General features: G+C 72.5%; 22 protein-coding genes. 10 read left to right on the forward strand and 12 right to left on the reverse strand.

Features of this window, described 5'->3' with window-relative positions:
• The first annotated feature begins 2 nt into the window (after positions 1-2).
• A complete protein-coding gene (locus ACQEV1_RS35825) occupies positions 3-644 on the forward strand; it encodes a hypothetical protein (RefSeq protein ID WP_285576659.1) in 642 nt (213 codons plus the stop codon).
• Between the two features lie 11 nt (positions 645-655).
• Here the strand turns inward: ACQEV1_RS35825 and ACQEV1_RS35830 are convergent, their stop codons facing one another.
• The 3 genes from ACQEV1_RS35830 to ACQEV1_RS35840 form a co-directional block, all read right to left on the reverse strand.
• Complete coding sequence (locus tag ACQEV1_RS35830) at positions 656-1,639, reverse strand: NAD(P)-dependent alcohol dehydrogenase (protein ID WP_433400062.1); 984 nt, start codon at positions 1,637-1,639, stop codon at positions 656-658.
• Between the two features lie 107 nt (positions 1,640-1,746).
• Positions 1,747-2,772 (reverse strand): L-glyceraldehyde 3-phosphate reductase, encoded by a 1,026-nt coding sequence (mgrA, locus tag ACQEV1_RS35835; protein WP_285632655.1) that lies wholly within the window; start codon positions 2,770-2,772, stop codon positions 1,747-1,749.
• 254 nt (positions 2,773-3,026) lie between these two features.
• Positions 3,027-3,992 carry a LacI family DNA-binding transcriptional regulator gene (locus tag ACQEV1_RS35840; protein ID WP_285632652.1) on the reverse strand — a complete coding sequence of 322 codons (966 nt, stop codon included), beginning with the start codon at positions 3,990-3,992 and terminating at the stop codon, positions 3,027-3,029.
• 77 nt (positions 3,993-4,069) lie between these two features.
• Here ACQEV1_RS35840 and ACQEV1_RS35845 point away from each other — a divergent pair, with 77 nt between their 5' ends.
• Positions 4,070-5,260: an MFS transporter gene (locus ACQEV1_RS35845; protein WP_285632649.1), complete on the forward strand. Its 1,191-nt coding sequence runs from the start codon at positions 4,070-4,072 to the stop codon at positions 5,258-5,260.
• A gap of 36 nt (positions 5,261-5,296) precedes the next feature.
• Here the strand turns inward: ACQEV1_RS35845 and ACQEV1_RS35850 are convergent, their stop codons facing one another.
• The 3 genes from ACQEV1_RS35850 to ACQEV1_RS35860 form a co-directional block, all read right to left on the reverse strand.
• Positions 5,297-5,926, reverse strand: coding sequence for a GNAT family N-acetyltransferase (locus ACQEV1_RS35850; protein ID WP_433400067.1), 630 nt, complete (start codon positions 5,924-5,926; stop codon positions 5,297-5,299).
• Entirely contained in the window at positions 5,923-6,048 is a 126-nt protein-coding gene (locus ACQEV1_RS35855; RefSeq protein ID WP_285632643.1) for a hypothetical protein, read from the reverse strand. The genes ACQEV1_RS35850 and ACQEV1_RS35855 overlap by 4 nt, the downstream gene beginning before the upstream one ends.
• Positions 6,049-6,112: 64 nt before the next feature.
• On the reverse strand, positions 6,113-7,405 hold the full coding sequence (locus ACQEV1_RS35860; protein WP_433400071.1) for an MFS transporter: 1,293 nt from the start codon (positions 7,403-7,405) through the stop codon (positions 6,113-6,115).
• 284 nt (positions 7,406-7,689) lie between these two features.
• On the opposite strand from ACQEV1_RS35860, the gene ACQEV1_RS35865 reads away from it, so the two are divergent.
• The 3 genes from ACQEV1_RS35865 (at position 7,690) to ACQEV1_RS35875 (ending at position 10,245) form a co-directional block, all read left to right on the forward strand.
• Positions 7,690-8,085, forward strand: a complete 396-nt coding sequence (locus tag ACQEV1_RS35865; protein ID WP_285632637.1) for a hypothetical protein — start codon at positions 7,690-7,692, stop codon at positions 8,083-8,085.
• A 101-nt stretch (positions 8,086-8,186) separates the two neighbouring features.
• Positions 8,187-9,599: a glycoside hydrolase family 47 protein gene (locus ACQEV1_RS35870; RefSeq protein WP_433400074.1), complete on the forward strand. Its 1,413-nt coding sequence runs from the start codon at positions 8,187-8,189 to the stop codon at positions 9,597-9,599.
• A 127-nt stretch (positions 9,600-9,726) separates the two neighbouring features.
• Positions 9,727-10,245, forward strand: coding sequence for a GNAT family N-acetyltransferase (locus ACQEV1_RS35875; protein ID WP_433400077.1), 519 nt, complete (start codon positions 9,727-9,729; stop codon positions 10,243-10,245).
• A 324-nt stretch (positions 10,246-10,569) separates the two neighbouring features.
• Here the strand turns inward: ACQEV1_RS35875 and ACQEV1_RS35880 are convergent, their stop codons facing one another.
• The 3 genes from ACQEV1_RS35880 to ACQEV1_RS35890 all read right to left on the reverse strand — a co-directional run bounded on the left by ACQEV1_RS35880 (position 10,570) and on the right by ACQEV1_RS35890 (position 15,165).
• The gene (locus tag ACQEV1_RS35880) at positions 10,570-13,536 is read right to left on the reverse strand and encodes an AAA family ATPase (protein ID WP_433400080.1); all 2,967 of its coding nucleotides are present in this window, start codon (positions 13,534-13,536) and stop codon (positions 10,570-10,572) included.
• A complete protein-coding gene (locus tag ACQEV1_RS35885) occupies positions 13,533-14,663 on the reverse strand; it encodes an exonuclease SbcCD subunit D (protein WP_433400083.1) in 1,131 nt (376 codons plus the stop codon). Before ACQEV1_RS35885 ends, ACQEV1_RS35880 begins: the two co-directional genes overlap by 4 nt.
• 115 nt (positions 14,664-14,778) lie before the next feature.
• Positions 14,779-15,165 (reverse strand): hypothetical protein, encoded by a 387-nt coding sequence (locus ACQEV1_RS35890; protein WP_285632622.1) that lies wholly within the window; start codon positions 15,163-15,165, stop codon positions 14,779-14,781.
• Positions 15,166-15,589: 424 nt separating this feature from the next.
• Here ACQEV1_RS35890 and ACQEV1_RS35895 point away from each other — a divergent pair, with 424 nt between their 5' ends.
• Positions 15,590-16,813 (forward strand): serine/threonine-protein kinase, encoded by a 1,224-nt coding sequence (locus ACQEV1_RS35895; RefSeq protein WP_433400086.1) that lies wholly within the window; start codon positions 15,590-15,592, stop codon positions 16,811-16,813.
• On the opposite strand, the gene murJ is transcribed toward ACQEV1_RS35895, so the two are convergent.
• Entirely contained in the window at positions 16,793-18,388 is a 1,596-nt protein-coding gene (gene murJ, locus ACQEV1_RS35900; RefSeq protein WP_433400089.1) for a murein biosynthesis integral membrane protein MurJ, read from the reverse strand. The two genes, ACQEV1_RS35895 and murJ, sit on opposite strands and share 21 nt — an antisense overlap.
• 128 nt (positions 18,389-18,516) lie before the next feature.
• On the opposite strand from murJ, the gene ACQEV1_RS35905 reads away from it, so the two are divergent.
• On the forward strand, positions 18,517-19,041 hold the full coding sequence (locus tag ACQEV1_RS35905; RefSeq protein WP_433400092.1) for an NUDIX domain-containing protein: 525 nt from the start codon (positions 18,517-18,519) through the stop codon (positions 19,039-19,041).
• On the opposite strand, the gene ACQEV1_RS35910 is transcribed toward ACQEV1_RS35905, so the two are convergent.
• Positions 19,011-20,402 (reverse strand): PLP-dependent aminotransferase family protein, encoded by a 1,392-nt coding sequence (locus tag ACQEV1_RS35910; protein WP_433400095.1) that lies wholly within the window; start codon positions 20,400-20,402, stop codon positions 19,011-19,013. The genes ACQEV1_RS35905 and ACQEV1_RS35910 overlap by 31 nt on opposite strands.
• A gap of 95 nt (positions 20,403-20,497) precedes the next feature.
• Here ACQEV1_RS35910 and ACQEV1_RS35915 point away from each other — a divergent pair, with 95 nt between their 5' ends.
• The 3 genes from ACQEV1_RS35915 to ACQEV1_RS35925 all read left to right on the forward strand — a co-directional run bounded on the left by ACQEV1_RS35915 (position 20,498) and on the right by ACQEV1_RS35925 (position 23,289).
• Positions 20,498-21,043: a cysteine dioxygenase gene (locus tag ACQEV1_RS35915; RefSeq protein ID WP_433400098.1), complete on the forward strand. Its 546-nt coding sequence runs from the start codon at positions 20,498-20,500 to the stop codon at positions 21,041-21,043.
• Positions 21,044-21,069: 26 nt separating this feature from the next.
• Positions 21,070-21,567 carry a pyridoxamine 5'-phosphate oxidase family protein gene (locus ACQEV1_RS35920; RefSeq protein WP_433400101.1) on the forward strand — a complete coding sequence of 166 codons (498 nt, stop codon included), beginning with the start codon at positions 21,070-21,072 and terminating at the stop codon, positions 21,565-21,567.
• Between the two features lie 294 nt (positions 21,568-21,861).
• A complete protein-coding gene (locus tag ACQEV1_RS35925) occupies positions 21,862-23,289 on the forward strand; it encodes an aldehyde dehydrogenase (protein WP_433400104.1) in 1,428 nt (475 codons plus the stop codon).
• A 13-nt stretch (positions 23,290-23,302) separates the two neighbouring features.
• On the opposite strand, the gene ACQEV1_RS35930 is transcribed toward ACQEV1_RS35925, so the two are convergent.
• The gene (locus ACQEV1_RS35930; RefSeq protein ID WP_433400107.1) at positions 23,303-24,196 is read right to left on the reverse strand and encodes a helix-turn-helix domain-containing protein; all 894 of its coding nucleotides are present in this window, start codon (positions 24,194-24,196) and stop codon (positions 23,303-23,305) included.
• Positions 24,197-24,325: the final 129 nt, after the last annotated feature.

Consider the following 24,325-nt stretch of genomic DNA (forward strand, 5'->3'; position numbering starts at 1 on the left):
CGATGAAGGACGGCTCGCTGATCGCACTCGTGGCACTGGGAGCCTTCCACGGCCTCAATCCCGGGATGGGCTGGCTGTTCGCGGTCGCCCGCGGGCTGCAGGAACGGTCGCGGGCGCTCGTGCTCCAGTCGCTGCCGGCGATCGCCGCCGGGCACGCCGGGTCGGTGTTCGTCGTCGCCGTGATCGTGACGCTGACCGGGTCGGTGCTGACGTCCCGCGTGGTGTCGATCGCCGGAGGGGTGGTGCTCGTCGGGTTCGGGCTGTGGCGGCTGCTGTCGAGCCGGCACTTCCGCTGGGTGGGGATGCGGCTGTCGCTGTGGCAACTCGCCGGCTGGTCGTTCCTGATGTCGTCGGCGCACGGCGCGGGCCTGATGCTGCTGCCGGTACTCACCCACGGTTCGATCCCGGTCCCCCACGCCCACTCCCACGGGATCACCGGCGGCGCCGGGGACGCGGTGTCCGCGGCGATCTTCGTAACGATCGTGCACACGCTCGCGATGCTGACCGTCGCGGGGATCATCGCCGTTCTCGTCTACGAGGTGGTGGGCCTGACCATCCTGCGGCGCGCGTGGTTCAACCTCGACCGCCTCTGGGCGGCCGCCCTCATCGCGGCGGGCGCGACGACCCTGCTGCTGGCGACCTGACCGCCCGGAGCTCACACGGTGATGACGACCTTGGCTCGCGCGTGTTCGGTCTCGACGTGGCGGATGGCGGCCGGGGTCTCGGCCAGTGGGTAGGTGCGCTCGACGACCGGGGTGATCTTTCCGGCCTCGGCGAGTTCCGTCAGCGCGGCCAGGCCGGCGCCGTCCGGCTTCGTCATGAGGACGATCAGGCGGTCGCGCACGAAACGGGACGCCGCCCGCGTTCTGATGATCAGTCCCATCGGGCCGATCAGGCTGCCGCCCTCGAAGACACCGCCGCCGGAGAGCACGAGCGTGCCGCCGGGCGCCAGCGTCCGGCGCAGGTCCCGCAGCGAGCGGTTGGCGACCAGGTCGAACACGACGTCGTAGGACCGGCCGGAACGGGTGAAGTCGTCCTCGGTGTAGTCGATGACGTGGTCCGCGCCGGCCGAGCGGACCAGATCGACGTTGCGCGTGCGGCACACGCCGGTCACCTCGGCCCCGAACGCCTTGCCGAGCTGCACGGCGAACAGGCCGACGCCGCCGGACGCGCCGTTGATCAGGACGCGCTGCCCCGGGCGTACCTCCGCCGCGTCACGCAGGCCCTGGAGGGCGGTCATGCCCGCCAGCGGCAGTGCGGCCGCCTCCTCGTACGTCAGGCGGGCCGGCTTGGCCGCGACGCGGTCGGCCGGGGCGCGGACGTACTCGGCGAACGCCCCTTCGCTCCAGGAGAGGTTGCCGTACACCTCGTCGCCGGGCGCGAACCGGGTCACGTCCGGACCGACGGACTCCACCTGACCGGCGAAGTCCTGGCCGCGGACCCGCGCGCGCGGCCGCGTGAGCCCGATGCTGAGCCGCGCGAGGTAGGGGTCGCCGCGCATGACGTGCCAGTCGGCCGCGTTCACCGCCGCCGCGCGTACCCGCACCAGCACCTCGCCCTCTCCGGGCTCCGGCGTGGCGATGTCCGTTAACTCCAGCACGTCGGGCGCTCCGTACCGGTCCTGCACGATGGCCTTCATGGAGACTCCTCCGGGGGCGAGAAGACCGGGGTCCCGGCCCGTACCGGCACGGTAACCGGACGGCCGGGATCCCGGCATCGGGGAAAACCCCGGAGTTCCCTGACGGCTCAGTGGCGGCTGGAGGCGGCCCAGAGGTTGATGCCGGCCTCGACCGCGTCGGCGTCGATGGCGGCCAGTTCCTCGTCGGAGAAGTCGAGGTTGTCCAGGGCGCCGAGGCTGTCCTCGAGCTGGGCGACGCTGCTGGCCCCGATCAGCGCGGACGTGACCCGCGGGTCGCGCAGCGTCCAGGAGAGCGCCATCTGCGCGAGCGACTGCCCGCGCTTTCCGGCCATCTCGTTGAGCGTCCGCACGTGCGCGAGGGTCTCGTCGGTGAGCAGGTCGGGCGACAGCGACTTGCCCTGGCTGGCCCGCGACCCCTCGGGGACGCCGTTCAGGTACTTGTCGGTCAGCATGCCCTGGGCCAGCGGCGAGAAGGCGATGCAGCCGGCGCCCACCTGCTCCAGCGTGTCGAGCAGGCCGCCCTCGATCCAGCGGTTGAGCATGGAGTACGAGGGCTGGTGGATCAGCAGCGGGGTGCCCATGCTCTTGAGGATCGCCGCGGCCTCCTCCGTACGCTCCGGGGAGTAGGAGGAGATCCCGGCGTACAGCGCCTTGCCCGACCGTACGGCGTGGTCCAGCGCGCCCATCGTCTCCTCGAGGGGCGTGTCCGGGTCGAACCGGTGGCTGTAGAAGATGTCGACGTACTCCACGCCCATCCGCTTGAGCGACTGGTCGAGGCTCGCGAGGAGGTACTTGCGCGATCCCCACTCGCCGTACGGGCCGGGCCACATGTCGTACCCGGCCTTGGTGGACAGGACGAGTTCGTCCCGGTACGGGCGGAAGTCCTGCGCGAAGATCGTCCCGAAGTTCTTCTCGGCCGAGCCGTACGGGGGTCCGTAGTTGTTGGCGAGGTCGAAGTGGGTCACGCCGAGGTCGAACGCCCGGCGCAGGATGGCCCGCTGCGTCTCGATCGGCTTGTCGTCCCCGAAGTTGTGCCACAGCCCGAGGGAGATCGCGGGCAACTTGAGCCCACTCCGCCCGGTGCGGCGGTAGGAGATCTGGTCGTACCTGTTGTCAGCGGCCTCGTAACTCATACCGCGCAGTCTGCCGTGCCACGCGGAGGTGAAAACCGGCGGCCCGCCCCGAGCAGGGACAAGAATCGCTAGCGTGACCAGATGACCACGGAAGGTGACAGACGGCGGGTGGCGTGGCCGTGCGGACGAACGTGAATCTCGGCCCCGGACCCGTACCCGTACCGACTTGGTGCTGGTCGACGCGAAGGTCGGGCATGTGTGGCGGGTGGAGGAAGACGATCGCGGGCCGGTCGTGTACGCGTTGCCGCGGTAGGTCAGGGTGCGGGTGGGGCGGTGGAGCCGCGGACGATGAGTTCGGCCGGCAGGGACACGTCCGGCGGTGCCTGGCCGTCGAGGCGTTCGAGGAGGGCGGTCATCGCCTGGGCGCCGAGGCGTTCGGCCGGCAGGCGGATGGTGGTCAGTTCCGGTTCGAGGGCGGTGGCGACGAGGATGTCGTCGAAGCCGGTGACCGACACATCGCGCGGGACGTCCAGGCCGAGGTGGCGGGCGGCCTTGTAGGCGCCCGCGGCGATCAGGTCGTCGTCGCAGACCACGGCCGTGGGCCGGTCCGGGCGGTCCAGCAGTGCCAGCGCGGCCTCGCGGGCGGCGGCGACGTCGATCGCGCAGTGTTCGCGGGCGGTCAGGGCGCCCGTCTCCGTGAGGACCTCGGCCCGTACGCGGAAGGTCCAGGTGTCGACGGCGGCGGCGAGGTGCCCGAGGCGGCGGTGTCCGAGGTCCGCGAGGTGCCGGGCGACCGCCCGCATGCCGCCGGCCACGTCGAAGTTGACCGAGGTCGCCGGGTCGGCCGGGTCGTTGTCCAGTACGACGAGCGGCACGTCGCCGAAGCCCGCGACGCCACCGCCGAGTGACGAGGCGAGGACGCCGTCGATGGCCTCGATGTCGACCGGGCTGCGCGCCGGGGCCGCCTCGTCGGTCCACGGGTGCACCACGACGCCGAACCCGCGCTCGCTCGCGACGCGCGCCGCGCCCGTGTAGACGGCACCGAAGAACGGGCTGGTCAGCGTGGGCACGACGAGCAGCACCGTACGGGTGCGGCCGAGCCGCAGGCTGCGCGCGGCGAGGTTGGGCCGGTAGCCCAGCCGGCGCGCCGCCTCGCGCACGGCCCGCCCGGTCTCCGGTTTGACCCGGCCCTCGGACTTCCCGGCGAGGACGAGCGACACGGTCGACTGCGACACTCCCGCGACGCGTGCCACGTCGCGGCTGGTCGGTCTCTTGGACACCCGTCAACAGTAGAGCCACGCCGTCGTACGTGATACGTATGACGTCAAAGCCTCCGTAATACGTATGACGGGAATCCATGCGCACCTATCTCCACTTCCTGCGGCGACCGTACGCCGCACGCCTGCTCGGCGGCACGCTCCTCGGCCGGCTGCCCAACGGCATGGGCCCGCTGGCGATCGTCCTGTTCGCCCGTGCGCACGGCGGCGGGTACACCCTCGCGGGTGCGCTGTCCGCGCTGTACGGGCTGGCGATGGCGGCGGGTCAGCCGGCGATCGGGCGGGCGATGGACCGGTTCGGCCAGCCGCGCATCCTGACGGCGAGCGCGGTGGCGGCCGCCGCCGGGTTCGCGTCGCTCGCGGTGGTGGGGCTGCGCCCGCTGCCGGTCGCGGTCGCCGGGGTGCTGGTGGCCGGGTTCTTCACGCCACCGCTGGAGGCCGGGCTGCGGGCCCTGTGGCCGTCGGTCCTGCCCGGCGAGGCGGAGGTCCAGGCGGCGTACGCGCTGGACGCCGCCTCACAGGAGCTGCTGTTCACCTGCGGACCGCTCATCGTCATCGCCGCCGCCGCGTTCTCCGACGAGGTCGCGGTGCTGCTCACCGGGCTGCTCGGCGTCGCCGGCACGCTCATCGTGACCTCCTCCCGGCCCTCACGCGCCTGGCGCGGCGAGGGCGGCGGCGGGCACTGGGCGGGGCCGCTGCGCTCTCCCGGCATCCGGGTGCTCATCGCCACGCTGACCTTCGTCGGCGTCGCCCTCGGCGTGATCAGCGTCGGCGCCGTCACGTACGCGGACGCCCGCCACATCTCGTACGCCTCGGGGCTGCTGCTCGCGCTCACGGCGGGCGGCGCGTTCGTCGGCGGCGTGACGTACGGGAGCCGGCCCCGGACCGGCCCGGCGTACCGGCGGCTGGTCCTGCTGATGACGGGCCTGGCCGCCGGTTATCTGCCGCTGATGTGGGCGCCGCCGCTGCCGGTCATGGTGGTCCTGGCCATGCTCAGCGGCGTCTTCCTCGCTCCGGTGCTGGCGTGCGCGTTCACGCTGGTGGACGGGCTCGCGCCGCGCGGCACGGTGACCGAGGCGTTTGCGTGGCTGGTGACGGCGTTCTGCGTGGGCAGCGCGGCGGGCTCGGCCCTCGCGGGCGTCGCGGGCGACGCGGCGGGGGTGCACGGAGCGTTCGCGGTCGCGGGCGCGGGCGGCGTCCTGGGCCTGCTGACCCTGCTCACCGCCGGCCCGATCCGCGTACCCGCGCCGTCGCCGGAGCCCCCGGTCTAGTGCCGCAACGGCAATTGCGCTCGGGTTCGCAGGAATTCAACGGCCAACTCGCACCATCATTTCGACACTGTTCAGCGACGGGTCCGGGGCCAGCGGCCTGGTCTCTCCCGTGGGCCGGAACCCGGTGCGGGTATACAGGTCGATCGCCGGCTTGTTGTTCTCGCGGACCCACAGTCTGACCTTGCCGTGTCCTTGGTCGCGAGCCCATTCCAGGGCGGTTCGCACCGTGAGATCGCTGATGCCGGTGCCACGCGCTTCCGGCAGCACCAGCACACCCTTGAGTTCCAAGACGCCCGGTTCATCAGGGGCAAGTCGGACTCGGGCGACCGGCGCGCCATCGCGCGTCCCCACGAAAGTCGGCATTTTCTGCAAGCCGTCCCTGATCTCGGCTTCCGTCGTGGAGAGAACCTTGGCGCGAGTCACGTTGAAGTCCAGCGGGTAATCATGGAGCCGCAATGAGAACGATCTCTGGATCGCCCAATCGTCGGGGGCCAGCAACCGCACCTCGCCGACAGGCGGACGCGGCCCCGTCTTGGGGACTCCGACGAGGACGGTCTCGGCCTTGGCGGCACCCGTACGAGGCGCCTCACGCAGGTACCATCGCGCGCCCTTGAACAGACCCAACTGCTCGGCGGCACGAGCGGTGGCTCTCCCGAGAACGCTCACCGTGCCTCCCGCATCCATGTCCGCGCCGAGGAGAGGTCCCGCAGGAATCCGGCCGCACCGGCGATCGATCCGCCGCCCGCCAGCGTGCCGGGGCCCCGCACGGTGATGACGCCGGAGGACATGACACCGGCCCCTTCCGCCTTGCCGGAGACACGCTGGACGAACGACGCGCTTAACTCACCTCGTTCACTGATCCCTGCTCATCGGTGTCACCTCCTCTCGGATGTCCTCCGCGGCGTCGGGGGAACGCACGGCTCGCGCCTCCCGCATCCAGGTCCGCGCAGGAGAGAGGCCGAGCAGGATCCCGGCCACACCGGCGATCGCGACGGTGTTCGCGGCTCCGAACAGATCGGACAGCCCGCCGCCGACCAGCGCGCCGAGGCCCTGCACGGTGATGAGGCCGGAGGACATGGCACCGAGCGCCTCCGCCTTGCTGGACGCGGGGACGAGCTGGACGAACGACGCGCCGATCTGCATGTGGTACGCCGTGGCCAGCGCGCCCGACATCGCGAACAGCAGTGCGGAGACGGCGAGCCCCGGTCTGAGGGCGCACAAAGCCAGCGGGACACCGGCGAGCAGGGCGATGGGTCCGAGGGCCCTGATCCGCGCGTGCTCCGGCACGAATCGCCCGAAGACGAACGCACCGACGACGGAGCCGATCGGGTCGCTCGCCATGATCAGGCCGACGGTCACGGCCGTACCGGCGCCGACCGCGTCCGCGTACGGCGCCGCGATCCCCTCGGGGACGATGTAGCAGCCGGCCAGCCAGCTCAACGCGGTGAGCGAGCGCAGCCCGGGATGGCGCAACACCATCATGAGCCCGCCGCCGGTCGCCCGCCGGCCGGAGGGAGGGCCGTCGACATCCGCCCCGGTGGGAGCCGGCCTCGCGTGGACACCGAAGCGCACGAGGAGGGCGGCCGCGCCGAAGCTGAGGGCGTCCACGCCGAGCCCGGCGGACGGGCTGACGGCCTGCGCCAGGACACCTCCGACGAGAAAGCCGCCGACCTGGGCGGACTGGATCGTCATGTGGCGTATCGACAGCGCCAGCACGTAGCGGTCGCCGGTCAGTACGTCCGCGAGCAGGGCGAGCTGAGCGCCCTTGAACGGCCCGCCCAGCGTGGTCATGGCCGTGAGCAGCACGCAGAGGACCGGCAGCGGAAGGCCGGGTATCGCCATGAGCCCGGTCAGCACCGCCCGCAGCACGTCCACGGTGACGACGACCTCGCGCCGCGGGTGCCGATCGGCCAGGCCGCCAAGCAGCACGCCGCCGATGAACGACGGGATGTACGTGAGGGCGTAGACCAGTCCGGTGAGCAGGGCCGAGGACGTCCGCTGGTAGACGAGCACCGCGAGCGCGACCCTGGCGAACTGGTCCCCCACCTGGGAGAACAGCTCACCGGCCCACAGCGCACGGAACTCACGGACCGCGAAGACACTCCCGTACCCCACTCGGGCCGGTGCCGTCCCTGGTGCTGTCATGACGTGCCGTCCCTCTGCTGACGGGTGAAGCCGGTGGCGTACGGGCGGAGGAAGGCGACCGTCGCCACACCGATCTCGGCCGGGACCGGCGCGGAACGACGACGCCGTCACTCCAGGGGAGACCTGTAAGTCCATCAAGGACGCCTTACGGATGGCTGACGTGAACGTCATGACGTCGGCCGGGAGGGGTCCCCGGGCACGCGGTCTACGGTGCTGCCGGCCCACTTGGAGGAGGAACTGTGAGACCGATGACCGTTCAGCGCCCTGACGACAGACCGCGACGCATGCCCGCGAAGGTCGGCTGGGCGGTCGCGGGACTGTGGTTCGAGACGGCCCTCTTCGTACTCGCCGTGGCCGAAATGTTCGTGACCGCCCATGACCGGAGCTCCCATGGTCAGAGCGGCGTCGGGCAGACGGTCGTCGCCGGTCTGTTCCTCGTGCCGGTCGTCGCGCTCTGGGGCGGGTGTGCCGTCGCCGCGGCGCGCCGTGCGTACTGGGTGTGGGTCCCAGTGATCTCCCTCCAGGCGTTCTTCGTCTTCGGCGGGCTCGTCGTGCTGGTCGTCGCCCTCGCGGTCCAGGACGTCATCGGGATCGCGGTCGCGGTCGTCTTCCTCGCCCTCCCGGCGGCGGTCGCCTGGCTGTCGCTCACGCCGGCCGCGCGGGAGTGGTTCCGCCGCTGACATCAACGGTTCGGCCGGGACCGGTCAGCCTCATCGCCAGGAGATCCGGCGGATGGTAGGACGACAACGTTGTCATGATCTCCTGACTTCGGCGGTGAGCGATGAGAGCCTCCATCCCCTTCACGCGCAGAGCGTTCCTCGGCACCCTGACGGCGGCCGGCGGCCTGGCCGTCGCGGGTCTCCCGGCCGGCCCGGCGAACGCGGCCGGGCACCGTGACTGGCACCGGGTCGCCGAGGACGTGCGGGCCGAGCTGCGGCACGCCTGGGGGTCCTACCGGCGGTACGCGTGGGGCCATGACCAGCTGCTTCCCGTCAGCGGCGGGCACAGCGAGTTCTTCGACTCGGCGCATCCGGTCGGGCTGAGCATCGTCGAGGCGCTCGGCACGCTCTACTTCATGGGCCTGGACGACGAGCTCGCCGACGGGGTCCGGTGGGTACGCGACCACCTCGACTTCGCCGGGGTCGACGCCGACGTGCAGGTCTTCGAGACCAACATCCGGATGGTCGGCGGGCTGCTGTCGGGGTACCTGTGCACGGGCGAGCGCGCCCTGCTCGACCAGGCGCGGACGATCGCCGACATCCTCCTGCCGTGCTTCACCGAGTCCCCCACCGGCCTGCCGTACCGCCGGGTCAACCCGTCCACGGGTGACATCACCGGGAACGTCAACGTGCTCGCCGAGGTGGGGACGATCATCGCCGAGTTCGGCACGCTGTCGCGGCTGGTGCACGACTCGCGGTACTTCGACACGGCGAAGAAGGCACTGCGCGCGGTGTACGACCGGCGCTCCGGCCTCGACCTGGTCGGCACCGAGATCAACATCGAGACGGGCGAGTGGACGGACTCCAGCGCCCGCGTCGACCCGCCGGTGGACTCGTTCTTCGAGTACCTCTGGGACGGCTGGGACCTGTTCCGCGACCGCGACCTCAAGCACTGGTACGACACGCTGACCAGGGCCGTACTGCGGCATGAGGAGGAGCGTCTCGACGGTGGGCTGTGGTTCCACCGGGCCGACATGACGACCGGCGCGGCCCTCGGACGCGAGACGTCCGAGCTGACCAGCTACTACGCCGGCCTGCTGGGCCAGAGCGGCCACCTGCGCGAGGGCGAGGCGTACCACTCGGCGTGGGCGTCGGTGCTGGCGTCGTACCCGCTGCTGCCGGAGGGGTACGACTACGGCACGGGCAAGGCGACCGACCCGGGCAACCAGCTCCGCCCGGAGTACGTCGACGCGGCGTTCAACCTGTGGCTGGTGACCGGCAAGGAGCTCTACCGCGAACGGGCGTACGACTACTACCTGCGGCAGAAGCGCGCCTCCCGCGTGGCGAACGGCTGGACGATCGCCACGGACGTCACCGCCTCCCCGGTCAAACTCGGCGACCTGACTCCGGGCTACTGGTGGGCGGAGCAGATGAAGTACTGGTACCTGCTGTTCGCCGACTGCCCGCGCTTCGACTACCGGAACAACTACCTGTCGACGGAGGGCGCGGTCCTACGGGGAATCATCCGGCGCTGAGGTCCGCCGCGGCCGACGGCTCGCCAGGGGCACGTCCTTCACCGGCCGCCTCCCCTTCCCATGGCTTCGACCGCCACAACGACCACCTGCCGGCGGAGGGCACGGTCCCGCGCCGGCCGAACCGGAGATGAGCGACCTGTCCGAGACACCGCGCCTCGTCCAGCCGACGGCGGCCCTACGTGATTCGTTCCTCACCGGCGAGCGAGCCGACTGCCTGGCGGAAGGGAGAAGTACGGAGTGGCTCGCCCCGGCCGTCGAGGACTTCGACGCGTTCGTCGCGGAGCGGCGCGGTGTGTTCCTCCGGTGGGGCGTGCCGTGCACCGGCTTCTGGTACGTGGCCGGACAGGACTACCTCGGCACGCTCATCATCCGGCACCGGCTCACACCGGAACTCGCCGAGGTGGGCGGCCATGTGGGGTACCACGTCGTCACTCCCTGGCGCCGACGCGGCCACGCGACTCAGATGCTCTCGGCCGGGCTGCTGGAATGCCGGCGGCTCGGCCTCGACCGCGTACTCCTCACCTGCGGCCGGGACAACGAGGCGTCGCGCCGGGTGATCCTCGCCAACGGCGGAGTACCCGACCGTCCCCACGGCGACGAGGACCGCTTCTGGATTACTCTCGACGAGGGTCCGGGCACGGCCTGAGCGGCCGTTTCCCGGACCGGCACGCGATTCCGCCCGGGAGGCCACGGAGGAACTCGGCCTCCCCGCAGCGTCGAGCGAAGCGGCGGCGCCTCGTAGGTGTCCTCCGGGGCGTCGGGTGGGTCCATCGACCGCCGCCGGTGCCGCACGTCGTTGCGCGCCATGAGCGCCGGGAACTCCCGGCGGAACCTGGGCTCGATCTCGGGACGGCCTCGCACGGATCATCTCCGGGAGCCGGACCGCCGCCCGCGACACCGTCCGGCGAGTGGGCGGCATCCGTATGACCGGCGACAAGCTCCTTCGCACCGGCCAGGCCCGCCCCCAGGGTCAGGTCGTGACGGTCAGGGTGGAGCCGGTGCGGGTCTTGGCGACGCGGAGCTGGGCCGGGATGCGGGTGCGGAGTTCGGCGACGTGGCTGACGATGCCGACCGCGCGGCCGCCGTCGCGGAGGCCGTCGAGGACCTCCATGACCTCGTCCAGGGTGTCCTCGTCCAGGGTGCCGAAGCCCTCGTCGACGAACAGGGTGCCGATCTCGGTGCCGCCGGCCTCGGCGGTGACCACGTCCGCCAGGCCCAGTGCCAGCGACAGGGACGTGATGAACGTCTCGCCGCCCGACAGGGTGCCCGGCTCGCGGTGGCGGCCGGTCCAGCCGTCGATGACGCGCAGGCCCAGGCCGCCGGTGCCGTGGCCACGGGAGCCGGCCGCCTTGTCGACCGTGTGCTCGAGGGAGTAGCGGGTGCCCGACATGCGGGCGAGGCGTTCGTTCGCGGCGGCGACGACCTGTTCGAGTCTGGCGGCCAGGACGTAGGCCGACAGCCGCATGCGGGTGCGGTTCGCGGTCGGGTCGCCGGAGGTCAGGGCGGCGACGCGTGCGGCCAGGGCGTGGTGTTCGGCGGCCGGGCGCCACTCGGCGGCGCGGGCGTGCAGCTCGCGGGCCAGCGTCACCAGCCGGGACCGGCGGTCCGTGAAGCGGTCGCGGGCCGAGGCGACGGACTGGTGGTGCTCCTCGGCGGCGCCGAGCGCGGCCTCCAGGGCGGCCAGGTCGGGCGGTGGCTCGGCCGCGGCGGCGCGCAGCGACGGGTCGTCGAGCAGCGCGGCGACCCGTGCCTCCTCGTCGTCGTAGGCCTTCACCCGCCGTGCCAGCTCCTGGCGGGCGGGGTCGTCCAGGGCGGCGGCGCGTGCGGCCTCGGACGAGTCGAAGCCCTCGGCCGACGCGGCCGCCGACGCCTCGTCGGACGCGGTCTCGGCCTCGGCGGCGGCGGCACGGAGCTGTTCGGTCGCGGCGGCCGTGTCGCGCAGCAGCGCGGCCTCGTGGTCGAGCCGCCGGACGCGTGCCTCCAGGGTCGGGTCGTCGCCGCGTGCCGCGTCGATGCGGTCGCGCAGGCGGCCGGCCTCGGCGGTGAGCGTGTTGTGCTGCGTCTGGAGTGCGGCCAGCGCGGTCTGGATCTCGCCGTGCCGGTCGCGGGCCTCGTCGAAGTCGGCGTCGACGCGCCGCAGCTCGTCCTCGATGCGGTCGATGTCGGTCTCGGCGCCCGCGAGGCCGGCCAGATCCTCCTCGGCCGCGGCCAGCGCGCTCGCCAGCTCCGGCTCGGGAGAGGAACCGGCCTGGTCGCAGGCGGCGTCGAGCTCGGCGGACAGCCGCGTCACCGTGTTGCCGGTCTCCTCGCGCCGGGCCAGCGCCGCGTCGTACGCGGCGGCGGCCTCCGCCTCGGCCTCCTCGCCGGGCCCTTCGATCTCGGCGTGGGCCGGTGACGGGTGCGACGCCGAGCCGCAGACCCGGCAGGGCTCGCCCTCCGACAGCTCCTTGGCCAGCGACGCGGCCATGCCCTCCAGCCGGGCCTGCCGGATCTCCTGGACGACGTCGCGGGCGGCCTGGGCCTCGTCGACGGCCGCGCGGTGGGCCGCCTCGGCCTCGGCGAGCGACGCCGCGAGGAAGTCGCGCCGACGCGCGGCCTCCAGGCGCGCGGTGGCCTCGGCGACCGCCGCGTCGGCCGCCGGCAGGGCGGCGGCACGGGTGCGGGCCTGGTCGAGCTGGGCCCGCAGGAGGTCGCGGTGGGCCGGCGAGTCGGTCAGGAACAGCGCCAGCTCCGCCTCGCGGGTCTCCAGGTCGTCGGCCTCGTCGGTGAGCGTGCGCAGCTCGGCGCCGATCGCGGTCAGGCGGGTCTCGTCCTCGCGCCGCTGGGCGAGCTCGACCAGCTCGTCACGACGGGCGCGCTCCTCCTTGCGCATGAGGTCGGCGTCGGCGTCGTCGGGCAGCAGCCCGCCGAGCGCGGCGCGGCGGCGCGTGACGACGGCGGCGACCTCGTCGCGCCGGGCGGCCCGCGCGGCGGCGGTCTGGAGCCGGGGCAGCACCCGCCCGGCGCGTTCGGCCGCCCGCAGGCGGCCGGTCAGCTCGGTGCGCTCGGCCGCCCGCTCGGCGAGGCCGGCGGAACGCCGGAGCGCGTCGGCGTGCCGCTCCTGCCGCTCGGCGACGGCGCGGGCGTTGTCCAGGAGCGCGCGGGCCGCGTCGCGCGCGGCGCCGGCGTCGGCGGCCTCGGCGGCCGTCACCGCGGTGAGGTCGGCGACGTGGCCGGACAGCTCGGTCACCCAGGCCGCCAGGGCGGGCGGCGTCAGCTCGGGGCGTGCGGCGCCGGCCGCCTCGGCGGCCCGGTCGGCGACCGACTCGGCGGCCGCGCGCAGCTCGTCGGCGGCGCGCCCGCTCTCGCGGCGGCGCTCGGCCAGCCACGTCTCGACCTGGGCGAACACCTCGGTCGCGAACAGTTTCTCCAGCACGCCCCGGCGTTCTTCGGCCCCGGCGCGCAGGAACGCCGCGAAGTCGCCCTGCGGCAGCAGCACCACCTGGCAGAACTGCTCCGCCGACATGCCCAGCAGGTCGGTGACGAACTGGCCGGCCTCGTCGAACCGGGTCGACCAGGTCTCCCACGCGCCGCCGCGCCACTCCTGGAGCAGGACCTTGGCCTTCTCCTCGGTGGTGCCCTGGCCGCGGCGTTTCGGTCGTTCCCACTTGGGCGACCGGGTGACCTTGAAACGCCGGCCGCGGATCGTCACGTCGAGCACGACCTCGGGCGCCCGGTCGGGCGGCGCGTGCTGGCTGCGCAGGTCCTTGGCGTCGTTGCGGACGCTCGGCACCCGGCCGTACAGGGCGAAGCAGACCGCGTCGAGCACGCTGGTCTTGCCGGCGCCGGTCGGACCGTTGATCAGGAACAGCCCGGCGCCCGACAGCGCCTCGAAGTCGACCGTCTGCGTGCCCGCGTACGGGCCGAAGGCGGTGATGGTCAGCGAGTGCAGCCTCATCGCGCCGCCTCCGTCAGCTGGCAGCACTCGAACGCCTCGCCGAGCAGGTCGCGCTCGGCCTCGTCGGCGGGCGCGCCGCGTACCTCGCGGACGAAGTCGTAGGCGATGTCGAGGTCGGAGCGGTCGCGGATGCGCTCGGCCCAGCCGCGGTCGTCGGCGGCCGGCCCGCCCTCGGGCTCGAAGACCAGCGCCAGCGTGTGCGGGAACCGTCGCCGCAGGCGCTCCATCGCCCCGGCGGGCCGGTCGGGATCGGTCAGGGTGACCTGGAGCCAGTGGTCCTCGTACGGCGCCCAGCGCTCGCCGGACAGCAGGTCGTCGATCCGCCCGCTAATGCGCGCGGACCGGCGGGGGACGGGCGCCTCGACGAACTCGGCGGTCACCGTCTCGCCGAGATCGACCAGCCAGCCGCCCTTGACGTGGTGCTCCTCGGAGAACGAATAGGCCAGCGGCGAGCCGGAGTAGCGCACGGTGCCGGACATGCGCTGGCGCCCGTGCAGGTGGCCGAGGGCGACGTAGTCGACGCCGTCGAACACGCTCAGCGGCACGCTGGCGACGCCGCCGACGGAGATGTCGCGCTCGCTGTCGCTGGCCTCTCCCCCGGTGACGAACGCGTGCGCGAGCACCACGGAGCGGCCGTCGCGTTTCGCCAGGTCGGCGCGGACGCGCCGCATCGCCTCGGCGAGCGCGGCGGTGTGGCCGCGCTCGGACAGGTCCCACGCGCTGCGCACGACCTCGGGCTCGAGATACGGGATGCCGTACACCGCCGTGCCGTCGGCGAGCAGCACGGGCTCACCGACCCGCCGCGGATCGGCGATCACGTGCACGCCGGCCGCGGACATCAGCCCGGCGCCGAAGCCGAGCCGCTGGGCGGAGTCGTGGTTGCCGCTGATGGCGATGACCCGCACCTTTTCGGCCGCCAGCCGCCGGAGCGCCTCGTCGCACAGGGCGACGGCGTCGACGGGCGGCAGCGCGCGGTCGTACAGGTCACCGGAGATGAGCACCGCGTCGACACTCTCCGCGCGCACGGTCTCGACCAGGTGGTCGACGAACCGCGCCTGGGCGGCGAGCATGTCCTCCCGGTGGAAGGACCGGCCCAGGTGCCAGTCGGAGGTGTGCAGCAGGCGCATAGGGCGGGAAGCTAACAGGCCCCACCGACAACATCGCCCTCACACGCCGCCTGATGCCGCTTTGACATCTTTCGCGGCCCGAGCGTGGCACCAGAGCCGGAAGGCACGATGCCCGTTACGCGTCTCCGTAGGCGGCTATCGAATCGACATGTCCACTGACCGCGCCGAATCCGACGCGGAGCGAGTAGCGCTGTAGCCCGACGCCGGTCCCGGTGCCTCCGCTGTAGTAGAACGCGGTGAGGGCGCACGGCCCCTGGGCGTGGTACTGGGTGGCGGACGTGTAGGCGGAGGGCACGTCCCACACCCAGCGGTGGACATTGGGAGGAGGGCAGTAATCGGACATCATTCCGAGGTAATCACCGCCCTTGTAAAAGGCGACCGACCAGGAACCCGGTTCGGACTGTGCCAGGGAGTCCGGGGCCGCCTGAACAGCGGTCGCACCGGCGAACAACAGGGATCCCCCGGCCAATGCGACCAGCGCCGACCGTACGATGTTCCGCACTTCTCCTCCTGTTGATATCTCAGGTGCACCTCGTCTGATCAGCCAGACGGTAAACGGCGCCACGGTGTACACGTCGCCGTTTCGCGCACGCGGATTCGCCATTCGGGCCGGGCCGGTGCCCCCGAGCACGACCGGGCAGGTACGGAACCAGCCGGGCGAGCACGCCGGCGGGAGCGCCGCTACCGTACGGTCCACGGCTCGCCGCTGTCCGACCACGGCGCGCTGCTCGCCGAGATGCTGGCCCACACGCTGCGCGAACGCGCCGCCCGCCGGGCTCCCGGGGCGGAGGCGGTGACCGTCGACGCCGAGCTGTGGGTGGAGCCGCGTGTGTGGCAGGACTTCCTCATGCGGCTCGGAACGCGAGGCCGAGTTCCGTTTGGTCCTATAGGCTCCGCACTTTGCACAGGTCGGGCCACGGAGGCGGGTGCCGGTGGAGCCATTGCGGGCGGGCGACCCACGTGAGGTGGGCAGGTATCACCTTCTGGGCCGGCTCGGCGTGGGTGGCATGGGCGAGGTGTTCTTCGGCCTGACTCCGGGGAGACGCCCGGTCGCGGTCAAGCTCATCCATCGGGTTCACGCCGCGAACCCGGAGTTCCGTCGGCGGTTCCGGTTGGAGATCGAGGCGGCCCGCAGGGTCAACGGCCTGCACACCGCCGGAGTGGTCGACGCCGACCCCGCCGCCGACCCGCCCTGGATGGTCACGGCCTTCATCGCGGGCCCCTCGCTGGAGCGAGCGCTCGCCGAACACGGCCCGTTCCCGGAGAAGACCCTGCGTGTGCTGGGCGCCGGGATCGCCGAGGCGCTGGAGGCCATCCACGAGGCCGGCCTCGTCCATCGCGACCTCAAGCCGTCCAACGTCCTTCTCGCGGCCGACGGCCCGCGCGTGATCGACTTCGGTATCGCCCGCGCCACGGACGCGTCGCAGACCACCGCCCTGGCGGGCACTCCCGGGTTCATGTCTCCCGAGGTACTCACCGGGGAGCCGCTGACCCCCGCGTCGGACATCTTCGCCTTCGGCCTGGTCCTCGCCCACGCCGCGGGAGTGCGCCCCTTCGGCGAGGGCCCTGCGCAGGCTCTGAGCTACCGGATCGTCCACCAGGAGGCCGATCTCACCGGCCTGGAGGGTGACATCGGGGAACTCGTCGCCCGGTGCCTGGCCAAGGAGCCCGCCCAGCGGCCCACGACCGCGCGGATCCTCAAGGCGCTCGTCCCTCCCCTCACGCGGGACTCATGGCTGCCGGCTCCCGTCCAGACCATGGTCGACCAGCCGACTCCGCCGGTCCCGCAGGGCCCCGCCCATGCGCCGAGCCGGACCGCGCGCGTCCCGTTCCCGCCCTCCGCCGCACAGCCGCCGCGAAGAACATGGTCTTCGTGGCTCCTCCCCCTGCTCGCCGCGGCGGTGCTCATCCCGAGCCTGGTCTTCTTCGCCCTCGGGCTGTCCCAAGGCCGGAACGACGGCTGCAGCCTCCTGGCGGCCGGCGGAGACACCGCCGTGCCGTACGGGCACCGGACCATGGCCGCCGCGGCCGCCTGCGAGGAGACCATCCCGAAAGTGGAAGTCCTCCTGGGTGCCATCGGGATGGTCGCCGGCGTTTCCCTCGTCATCGTCGCCGTACGACGGCGGCGTTCACAGGTCGTGCGGGCGTAGCGCCGCGGTCAGCGTCCTGAACTCGGTGATGCGCAGTGCGCGGGCGATGAGGGCATAGAGGCCGCCGCCGGCCGCGGCCGCGACGGTGACCGTGAGGAGCGAGGCCGTCCAGGCGGTACCCGTCGCCGAGCCGACGACCCACGCCGTACCGGCGGTCGCCGGGGCGGCGAGGGCCGCGGCGACGAGCATCCGGACGTGGGCGTTCAGCAGGCGGTGCCCGTCGAGGCGGCCCATTCGGCGGCGGAGCGCGTACGCGGTGAGCAGCAGCCCGGTCGTGTACGCGAGCGCGGAGCACGCCGCGAGCGCGACGACCAGGTGCGGGCCGTGGTACAGCCGGGCGGCGGCCAGGCAGGTGCCGACCGTCACGGCGGAGACCACTACGCTGATCAGGGCCGGGGTACGGGTGTCGCCGAGGGCGTAGAAGACGCGCAACATGATCTGGTACGCGGCGAACGGGACCAGCGCGAGCCCGTACGCGGCCAGGACCAGGCCGGTGAGGCGGGCCGCGGCGGGCGAGGCGTTGCCGTGGTCGAACAGCACGGTGGTCAGGCGCGGACCGAGCGTGATGAGCGCGGCGGCGACGGGCACCAGGACGACGCCGGTCAGCCGCAGGCTCTGGGACAGATCCGCGATGACCCGGCCGAGGTCGCGGTCGGCGGCTGCCCGGCTCAGCCGGGGCAGGACTCCGGTGATGACGGTGACCGCGATGACGGCGTACGGCAGCTGGAACAGCGTGCCCGCGTTGGAGTAGACGGCGACCGCTCCGGGCCCGGCGTGCGATGCCAGCCTGGTGATCACCACGAACACCGCCTGAGCGGCGCTCACCGACGCGATCGTCCACCCGGCCATGGCGGCGATCCTGCGGACCCCGATGCCCCGGGGGTCGGCGTGCAGCCTCGGCCGGAAACCGGCCCGGCGGCCGGACAGCAGGAGCACCGCCATCTGGACGGCGACCCCGGCGCTCGTACCGACCGACAGCAGCAGCGTCTGCCCCTGGGTGAGGGACTCCAGCCTGCCGGTGCCGCCGATCAGCAGGAACGACACGGCGGTGGCGATGACGACGAGGTTGTTGGCCACCGGCGCCCACATCGGCGCGGCGAAGCGACCACGGGCGTTGAGCACCGCGGACAGGGTCGCGCTCACCCCGTAGAACAGGATCTGCGGCATGAAGTACCGGGTGAACACCACGGCCAGGTCCCGCTGCCCCGGCGTGAACCCGGGGACGGAGAGGCCCACGACGAACGGCGCCGCGATGATCGTCACGATCACCACGATCGACAGGCCGTAGACCACCAGGGACAGCAGCCGCTGCGCGAACAGGTCCCCGTCGACGCTGTCGTCGGCGGCCGTACGGACCAGGAGGGGCACCAGCACGCTGGCCAGGGCCCCGCCCATCACCAGCTCATAGATCGTGTTGGGGGTGACGTTCGCCGCCGTGTAGGCGTCCAGCAGCCGGGTGCCCAGGCCCAGCGAGGCCACCAGAGCCAGCGTGCGCACGAACCCGGTGATGCGCGAGACGGCGGTGGCCACGGCCATCGCCCGGCCGGCCCGCACCAGCCGCGGTCGCTCCGACATTCGCGTCCTCTCCTTCATCCCGGGAGGGCCGGTCGAGGTGAGTTCCGGGGAGGCTCCCAGCGTACGGCCGAGCGGTCCGGCATCTGACGCATACTCAACGTCACCACCGTCTGTTCCGGGAGGAACCATTGAGCTGGCTCCCCGTTGAGGAATACGTTCAGACCCTTCCCCACGCGACGATGTACGCGGCGCTGTACTTCACCGATCGCGAGGGGAATCCCTTCGCGTTGCGGTCCGCGCAGAAGGCCGAGGCCTGGCAGCTGCCCGGTGGCAACGTCGAGCACGGCGACGCGACGCCGTTCGCCGCAGCGGCACGGGAATGCCTTGAGGAGACCGGGATCGCGTTCGCCGGAGCTCCCGCGCTTCTGCTGACGCACTTTCTGGGACTGGGCTCCGGCTGGCCGTGCGCCAAGGTCGGATTCGTCTTCGACGGCGGTGTGCTGACGCCGGAGGAGCTCGACGCGATCGTCCTCGACCCGGCCGAGCACTCCGGATGGCGGGTTCGGCCCCTGCGGGAATGGCAGAAGGTGATGAGCCCGCGCCTGTTCGCCCGCACCGCGGCACTCGCCGAGGCCCGCCGTACGCGCCGCGCCACCCTGCTCTGCGAAGCCGCACCCCCCGATCAGGGGATCTCCAGGACGGTGGCGAGGTGACGGATGCCCTCCTCGATGCGGTGGGGCGTGAGCGTGCTGTAGCCCACGACGAGGGCCGATGGCTGGGAGGGCCGGCCCGGGCCGGATCGTAGCGGGCGGACGAGAATGCCGTGCCGGGCGGCGGTGTCGGCGGCACGGGTGGCGTCGGTTCCGTCGGGCAGCCGGACCACGGCATGCAGGCCGGCGGAGATGCCGGTCGTATGGCAGGCGGGCAGGTGGCGGTGCAGTGCCTCGATGAGCGCGTCACGGCGCTGGCGGTAGATGCGGCGGGTACGCCGCAGGTGCCGGTCGAGATCGCCGTGCCGGATGAAGTCGGCGACGGTGGCCTGGATGATCGAGGTGGTGAACCGGTCGCTGTGGGCGCGGACCGCGAGCAGTTCGCCGCGCAGCGCCGGGGGCACGACCAGCCAGCCGAGCCGCAGCCCGGGGGCCAGGCTCTTGGACAGGCTGCCGGCGTGGATGACGTGGTCGGGCGCGACCCCCTGAAGGGCGCCGACGGGCTGTCGGTCGTAGCGGTACTCGGCGTCGTAGTCGTCCTCGATGATGTAGCCGCCGCTGGTGCGGGCCCAGTCGGTCAGGGCGATCCGCCGGTCGGCGGACAGCACCACGCCGGTCGGGTACTGGTGGGCGGGCGTGGTGAGCACCGCGCCCGCCCCGGACGCGGCCAGCCGGTCGACGCGCACCCCCTCGTCGTCGACCTCGACGGAAAGGCAGGCGGCGCCGGCCCATTCGATCTGCCCGCGCCAGGACGGGTGGCCGGGATCCTCCACGGCGACGCCCCGCTCGGCGGTGTCCCGGTCGGCGAGCACCCGGGCCAGCAGGCTCAGCCCGTGCGAGAAGCCGTTGCACACCACGACATCGTCCGGTGCGCACGACAGGCCGCGGACCCGGCGCAGGTAGTCGGCCAGCGTCTCGCGCAGTATGGGGAGACCGGCCGGGTCGCCGTAGCCGAGTGCGTCGTCGGACAGTGACCGCAGTGCGGCGCGGGTGGCCCGTGCCCAGGCCGCGTGGGGGAACAGGCCGACGTCCGGATCTCCGGGCCGGAAGTCGTAGCGGACCGTGGCCGGCGATGGGTCGCGACGCCGTGGCGGGTCGGGCCGGGTGACGGCGTTGACGACGGTGCCCTGGCCCTGCCGGGAGGTCAGGTAGCCCTCGGCGGTGAGCTGGTCGTAGGCCGCGACGACGACACCGCGAGTGATCTGGAGATCCGCGGCCAGCGCCCGGGACGACGGCAGCCGTACGCCGGGGCGCAGCCGGCCCGCCCGGATGGCGTCCCGCAGGCTCCGCTCCAGCTGGGCGCGCAGGCCGCGGGGGCGGGAGCGGTCGAGCTCCACGAACAACTCAGGCGAACTGGTACTCATAACTCATCCAATATTGGACCTCTTATTCGCTCCACTCTACTCATAGCTTGGGGTCACGGCCCGAGAGTGCGGCCGCAACGGTTGAAGGGACAGCCATGACAGTGTTGAAGCAGGCCCTGCCCGTCACGCCCCAGCTGGACGGCCTGGTCACGGGAATCCGCTCAGAGGTCGACCGCGGCGGCGACTGGCGGCGCACCGCCGAGCGCGTCGCGGGCGCGCTGCGGCGTGACCTGCCCCGGCCCGAGGCGCTGGCCGGCGACCTCGCCAACGGCCAGGACGGCCCGCGCAGCCGCCTGCTGCACGTGGAGCCCGACGGGACCTTCTCCATCCAGGCCATCGTGTGGCCGGCCGGGCGCATCACGCCGGTCCACGACCACGTGAGCTGGTGCGTGTTCGGCGTCATCCAGGGCGCGCTGGACGAGGAGTTGTTCACGCTCGCCGACGGCGGCGACGTCCTCGTCCCGGCGGGACGCGTCACCAACACGACCGGCGCGGTCACCGGCTTCGCCCCGCCCGGCGACCTCCACCGGGTCGCCAACCCCGGCGACCGCACCGCCATCTCGATCCACGTGTACGGCACCGACCTGTCCCGCCTCGGTTCCAGCGCGCTGCGCTACTACGACCTTCCCGTCCGACCCTGAACCCCCACCCACCGAGGAGACCGATCATGAATCAGAGCGCTGTCGACGAGGTCCTCGCCCGGCCGATCAGCCAGGAACTCCTGGCCCGTGACCTGGCCCGGATGGCCTTCGTCGCGCTGGACGGCACCCCACGGGCGATCCCGATCGGGATCACCTGGAACGGCTCGGAGATCGTCATGTGCACCGCGAAGAACGCGCGGAAGCTGCCGGCGTTGCGCCGCAACCCGGCGGTGGCCCTGACCATCGACACCGAGGCGCACCCGCCGAAGGTCCTGCTCATCCGCGGTCAGGCCGAGCTGGACGTCGTCGACGGCATCCCCGAGGAGTACATGCAGTGGAACGGCACCTACGAGATGACGCCCGAGCAGCGGGCCGAGTGGGAGGCCGGCGTGCAGGCGCTCTACGACGGCATGGTCCGGATCGTGGTGAAGCCGACCTGGGCCAAGCTGATCGACTTCGAGACGACCCTGCCCACCGCCATCGAGGAGCTCATGCAGCAACAGAAGGAACGCCAAAGCGCCTGAACACGGACGGCCGAACCTGAACGGACCCTGTGACCAGCATCGTCACGATGAAGAGGGTTCGATGACGCGGTTCTTGTGTGAGTAGAGAATTCTGGTGTCACAAGAACGCCGAGCGCTGCCCTGGAAGTGCCCTCCTCCGGCCTCAACCCGTGGGGGGCGTGGGGGGCGGAGCCCTCCACATCGGGGGGCTCCGGGGGGTCGTCCCCCCGGACCGGCACTGTGGACAAGACCCGGGGCAGCGGCGAAGATGCCAAGCAAGCACTCGGTTACTTCCTCCCGCCTCCGGAGGCTCGTATGCGGCAGCACGATCGGCTCTACATCGGCGGCGAGTGGGTCGCGCCCGCCGGCACCGGCACCATCGACGTCGTCTCGCCGCACACCGAGGAGGTCGTCGGCCGGGTGCCCGAGGCGACGCCCGCCGACGTCGACCGGGCGGTGGCCGCGGCGCGGGAGGCGTTCGACAACGGGCCGTGGCCGCGCATGGATCCGGCCGAGCGCCGCGCCGTCGTCGGGCGGCTGGCCGCGCTGTTCGGCGAACGGATGCAGGAGATGGCCGAGCTGATCACCGAGGAGATGGGCTCGCCGATCTCGTTCTCCCAGCTCGGGCAGACCGGGCAGGCGCTCGCCGTGTACGGCTACTTCAGCGAGCTGGACGTGCCCTGGGAGGAGGAGCGCGCGGGCATGCTCGGGCCGGTCACCGTACGCCGTGAGCCGGTCGGTGTCGTGGCCGCGATCGTGCCGTGGAACGTCCCGCAGTTCATCATCGCGCTCAAGCTCGCCCCCGCCCTGGTCGCCGGCTGCACCATCGTGATCAAGCCGGCGCCGGAGACGCCCCTCGACGCGTACCCGCTCGCGGAGATGCTGACCGAGGCGGGCGTGCCCAAGGGCGTGGTCAGCATCGTCGCGGCCGGCCGCGAGACCGGTGAGCACCTCGTACGGCACCCCGGCGTGGACAAGGTGGCGTTCACCGGCTCGACGGCGGCGGGCCGCCGGATCGGCGCCATCTGCGGCGAGCAGCTCAAGCGCTGCACCCTCGAACTCGGCGGCAAGTCGGCGGCGATCATCTGCGACGACGCCGACCTGGACGCGACGATGGGCTGGCTCAAGCTCGCGTCGCTGATGAACAACGGGCAGGCCTGCATCGCGCAGACCCGCGTCCTGGCCTCGCGCGGCCGGTACAACGAGGTCGTGGGCGCGCTGACCGAGACCGTTCGCGGCATGCGGGTGGGCGACCCGGCCGATCCGGCGACCGAGATCGGCCCGCTCGTGGCCGCCCGCCAGCGTGAACGCGTGGAGAACTACATCCGCATCGGCCAGGACGAGGGCGCCAAGGTGGCCCTCGGCGGGGCGGGACGGCCGTACGACCGGGGCTGGTACGTCACGCCGACCGTGTTCGCGGGCGTGTCGAACGACATGCGGATCGCCCGCGAGGAGATCTTCGGTCCGGTGCTCACGGTGATCCCGTACGAGGACGAGGACGACGCCGTGCGCATCGCGAACGACAGCGACTACGGCCTGGCCGGCACCGTCTGGACCGCCGACGCCGACCACGGGCTCGACATCGCCCGCCGCGTACGGACCGGAACGTACGGCGTCAACACCTACATGATCGAGTCCTCGTCGCCGTTCGGCGGCTACAAGTCCAGCGGCGTCGGGCGCGAGCTCGGCCCGGAGGGCCTGTCCGCCTACCTGGAGTACAAGTCGATCGCCCGGCTCGCCTGAACCTCGACCCCGGTCAGGGATTCGGCGCGGGAGCGGAGGAGCCGGCTTCGACCTCGGCGGCGGTCGCCTGGGCGAGGAGGTAGAGGGCGGCCTGTGACGAGGATCCCGGCTCGGCCGTCGCCAGCACGACGAGCCGTTCCTCGCTGCCCGGCGGACGCAGGCTCTGCTGCGTCACGGTGAGCGTGCCGACCAGGGGGTGGTGCATCTCGAACACTCCGGAGTCGCAGGGCCGGACGCTGTGGTCGGCCCACATCGCGGCGAACTCCGGGCTCCTCATGCTGAGTTCACCGACGAGTGAGGCGAGCAGGGCGTCGTCGGGGTGCCGGCCGGCCACCATCCGCAGGTTTCGCACCACCGCCCTGGCCTTGGCCGGCCAGTCGGCGTAGAGCGCGCGGGTGTGGGCGTCGAGGAAGACCAGCCGGGCCAGGTTGGGCCGGTCGGCGGGCCTGCTCGGGCTGTCCGGGTCGAGGTGGGCGGCGAACAGCGCGTGTCCCAGCGGGTTCCAGGCCAGCACATCGCTCCGGCGCCCGCTGACGAGAGCCGGAACGTCACCGAGCGCCGCCAGCAGTTCGAGGGTCGACACGTCCACGTGCTCGGCGGGCGGGCGGCGGGTGACCGCACCCCGTTTCGCGCTGCCGGCCAGGTCGTGCAGGTGGCGGAGCTCGGACTCGTCCAGGCGCAGGGCCCGGCCGATCGCTTCCAGCACCTCGGGTGAGGCGCCCACCGACTGCCCCTGCTCCAGGCGGGTGTAGTAGGACGAACTCACTCCGGCCAGCAGCGCGAGCTCCTCCCGCCGCAGGCCCGGCACCCGGCGCCGTTCACCGTAGTCCGGCAGGCCGACGTCCTCGGGCCGCAGCCGAGCCCGCCGGGTCTGCAGGAAGTCTCCGAGCTGCCGTTGTCCGCCCATGCATCCCAGTATGGGACTCGCCGAAGAACGGAGCCTGACCCTGCCGGGGGTAGGCATCAGCCGGTCTGGCCCGCCCGCCAAGACGCCGGTGACAGTGGTCCGGTACCGACCGCTGACATTGGAGAACGA

Origin of the sequence: Actinoallomurus sp. CA-142502, from assembly GCF_050936355.1 — a bacterium.
Lineage (GTDB): Bacteria > Actinomycetota > Actinomycetes > Streptosporangiales > Streptosporangiaceae > Actinoallomurus > Actinoallomurus iriomotensis.

Bases quoted from the DNA above. Each gene is read 5' to 3' on its own strand.
- murJ (WP_433400089.1), bottom strand. From the start codon at position 18,388: ATGTCGGAGCGACCGCGGCTGGTGCGGGCCGGCCGGGCGATGGCCGTG.
- ACQEV1_RS35880 (WP_433400080.1), bottom strand. From the start codon at position 13,536: ATGAGGCTGCACTCGCTGACCATCACCGCCTTCGGCCCGTACGCGGGC.
- ACQEV1_RS35870 (WP_433400074.1), top strand. From the start codon at position 8,187: ATGAGAGCCTCCATCCCCTTCACGCGCAGAGCGTTCCTCGGCACCCTG.
- ACQEV1_RS35875 (WP_433400077.1), top strand. From the start codon at position 9,727: ATGAGCGACCTGTCCGAGACACCGCGCCTCGTCCAGCCGACGGCGGCC.
- ACQEV1_RS35910 (WP_433400095.1), bottom strand. From the start codon at position 20,402: ATGAGTACCAGTTCGCCTGAGTTGTTCGTGGAGCTCGACCGCTCCCGC.
- ACQEV1_RS35915 (WP_433400098.1), top strand. From the start codon at position 20,498: ATGACAGTGTTGAAGCAGGCCCTGCCCGTCACGCCCCAGCTGGACGGC.
- ACQEV1_RS35920 (WP_433400101.1), top strand. From the start codon at position 21,070: ATGAATCAGAGCGCTGTCGACGAGGTCCTCGCCCGGCCGATCAGCCAG.
- ACQEV1_RS35885 (WP_433400083.1), bottom strand. From the start codon at position 14,663: ATGCGCCTGCTGCACACCTCCGACTGGCACCTGGGCCGGTCCTTCCAC.
- ACQEV1_RS35865 (WP_285632637.1), top strand. From the start codon at position 7,690: ATGCCCGCGAAGGTCGGCTGGGCGGTCGCGGGACTGTGGTTCGAGACG.
- ACQEV1_RS35825 (WP_285576659.1), top strand. From the start codon at position 3: ATGAAGGACGGCTCGCTGATCGCACTCGTGGCACTGGGAGCCTTCCAC.
- ACQEV1_RS35830 (WP_433400062.1), bottom strand. From the start codon at position 1,639: ATGAAGGCCATCGTGCAGGACCGGTACGGAGCGCCCGACGTGCTGGAG.
- ACQEV1_RS35930 (WP_433400107.1), bottom strand. From the start codon at position 24,196: ATGGGCGGACAACGGCAGCTCGGAGACTTCCTGCAGACCCGGCGGGCT.
- ACQEV1_RS35845 (WP_285632649.1), top strand. From the start codon at position 4,070: ATGCGCACCTATCTCCACTTCCTGCGGCGACCGTACGCCGCACGCCTG.
- ACQEV1_RS35925 (WP_433400104.1), top strand. From the start codon at position 21,862: ATGCGGCAGCACGATCGGCTCTACATCGGCGGCGAGTGGGTCGCGCCC.
- mgrA (WP_285632655.1), bottom strand. From the start codon at position 2,772: ATGAGTTACGAGGCCGCTGACAACAGGTACGACCAGATCTCCTACCGC.
- ACQEV1_RS35855 (WP_285632643.1), bottom strand. From the start codon at position 6,048: ATGTCCTCCGGCGTCATCACCGTGCGGGGCCCCGGCACGCTGGCGGGC.
- ACQEV1_RS35860 (WP_433400071.1), bottom strand. From the start codon at position 7,405: ATGACAGCACCAGGGACGGCACCGGCCCGAGTGGGGTACGGGAGTGTC.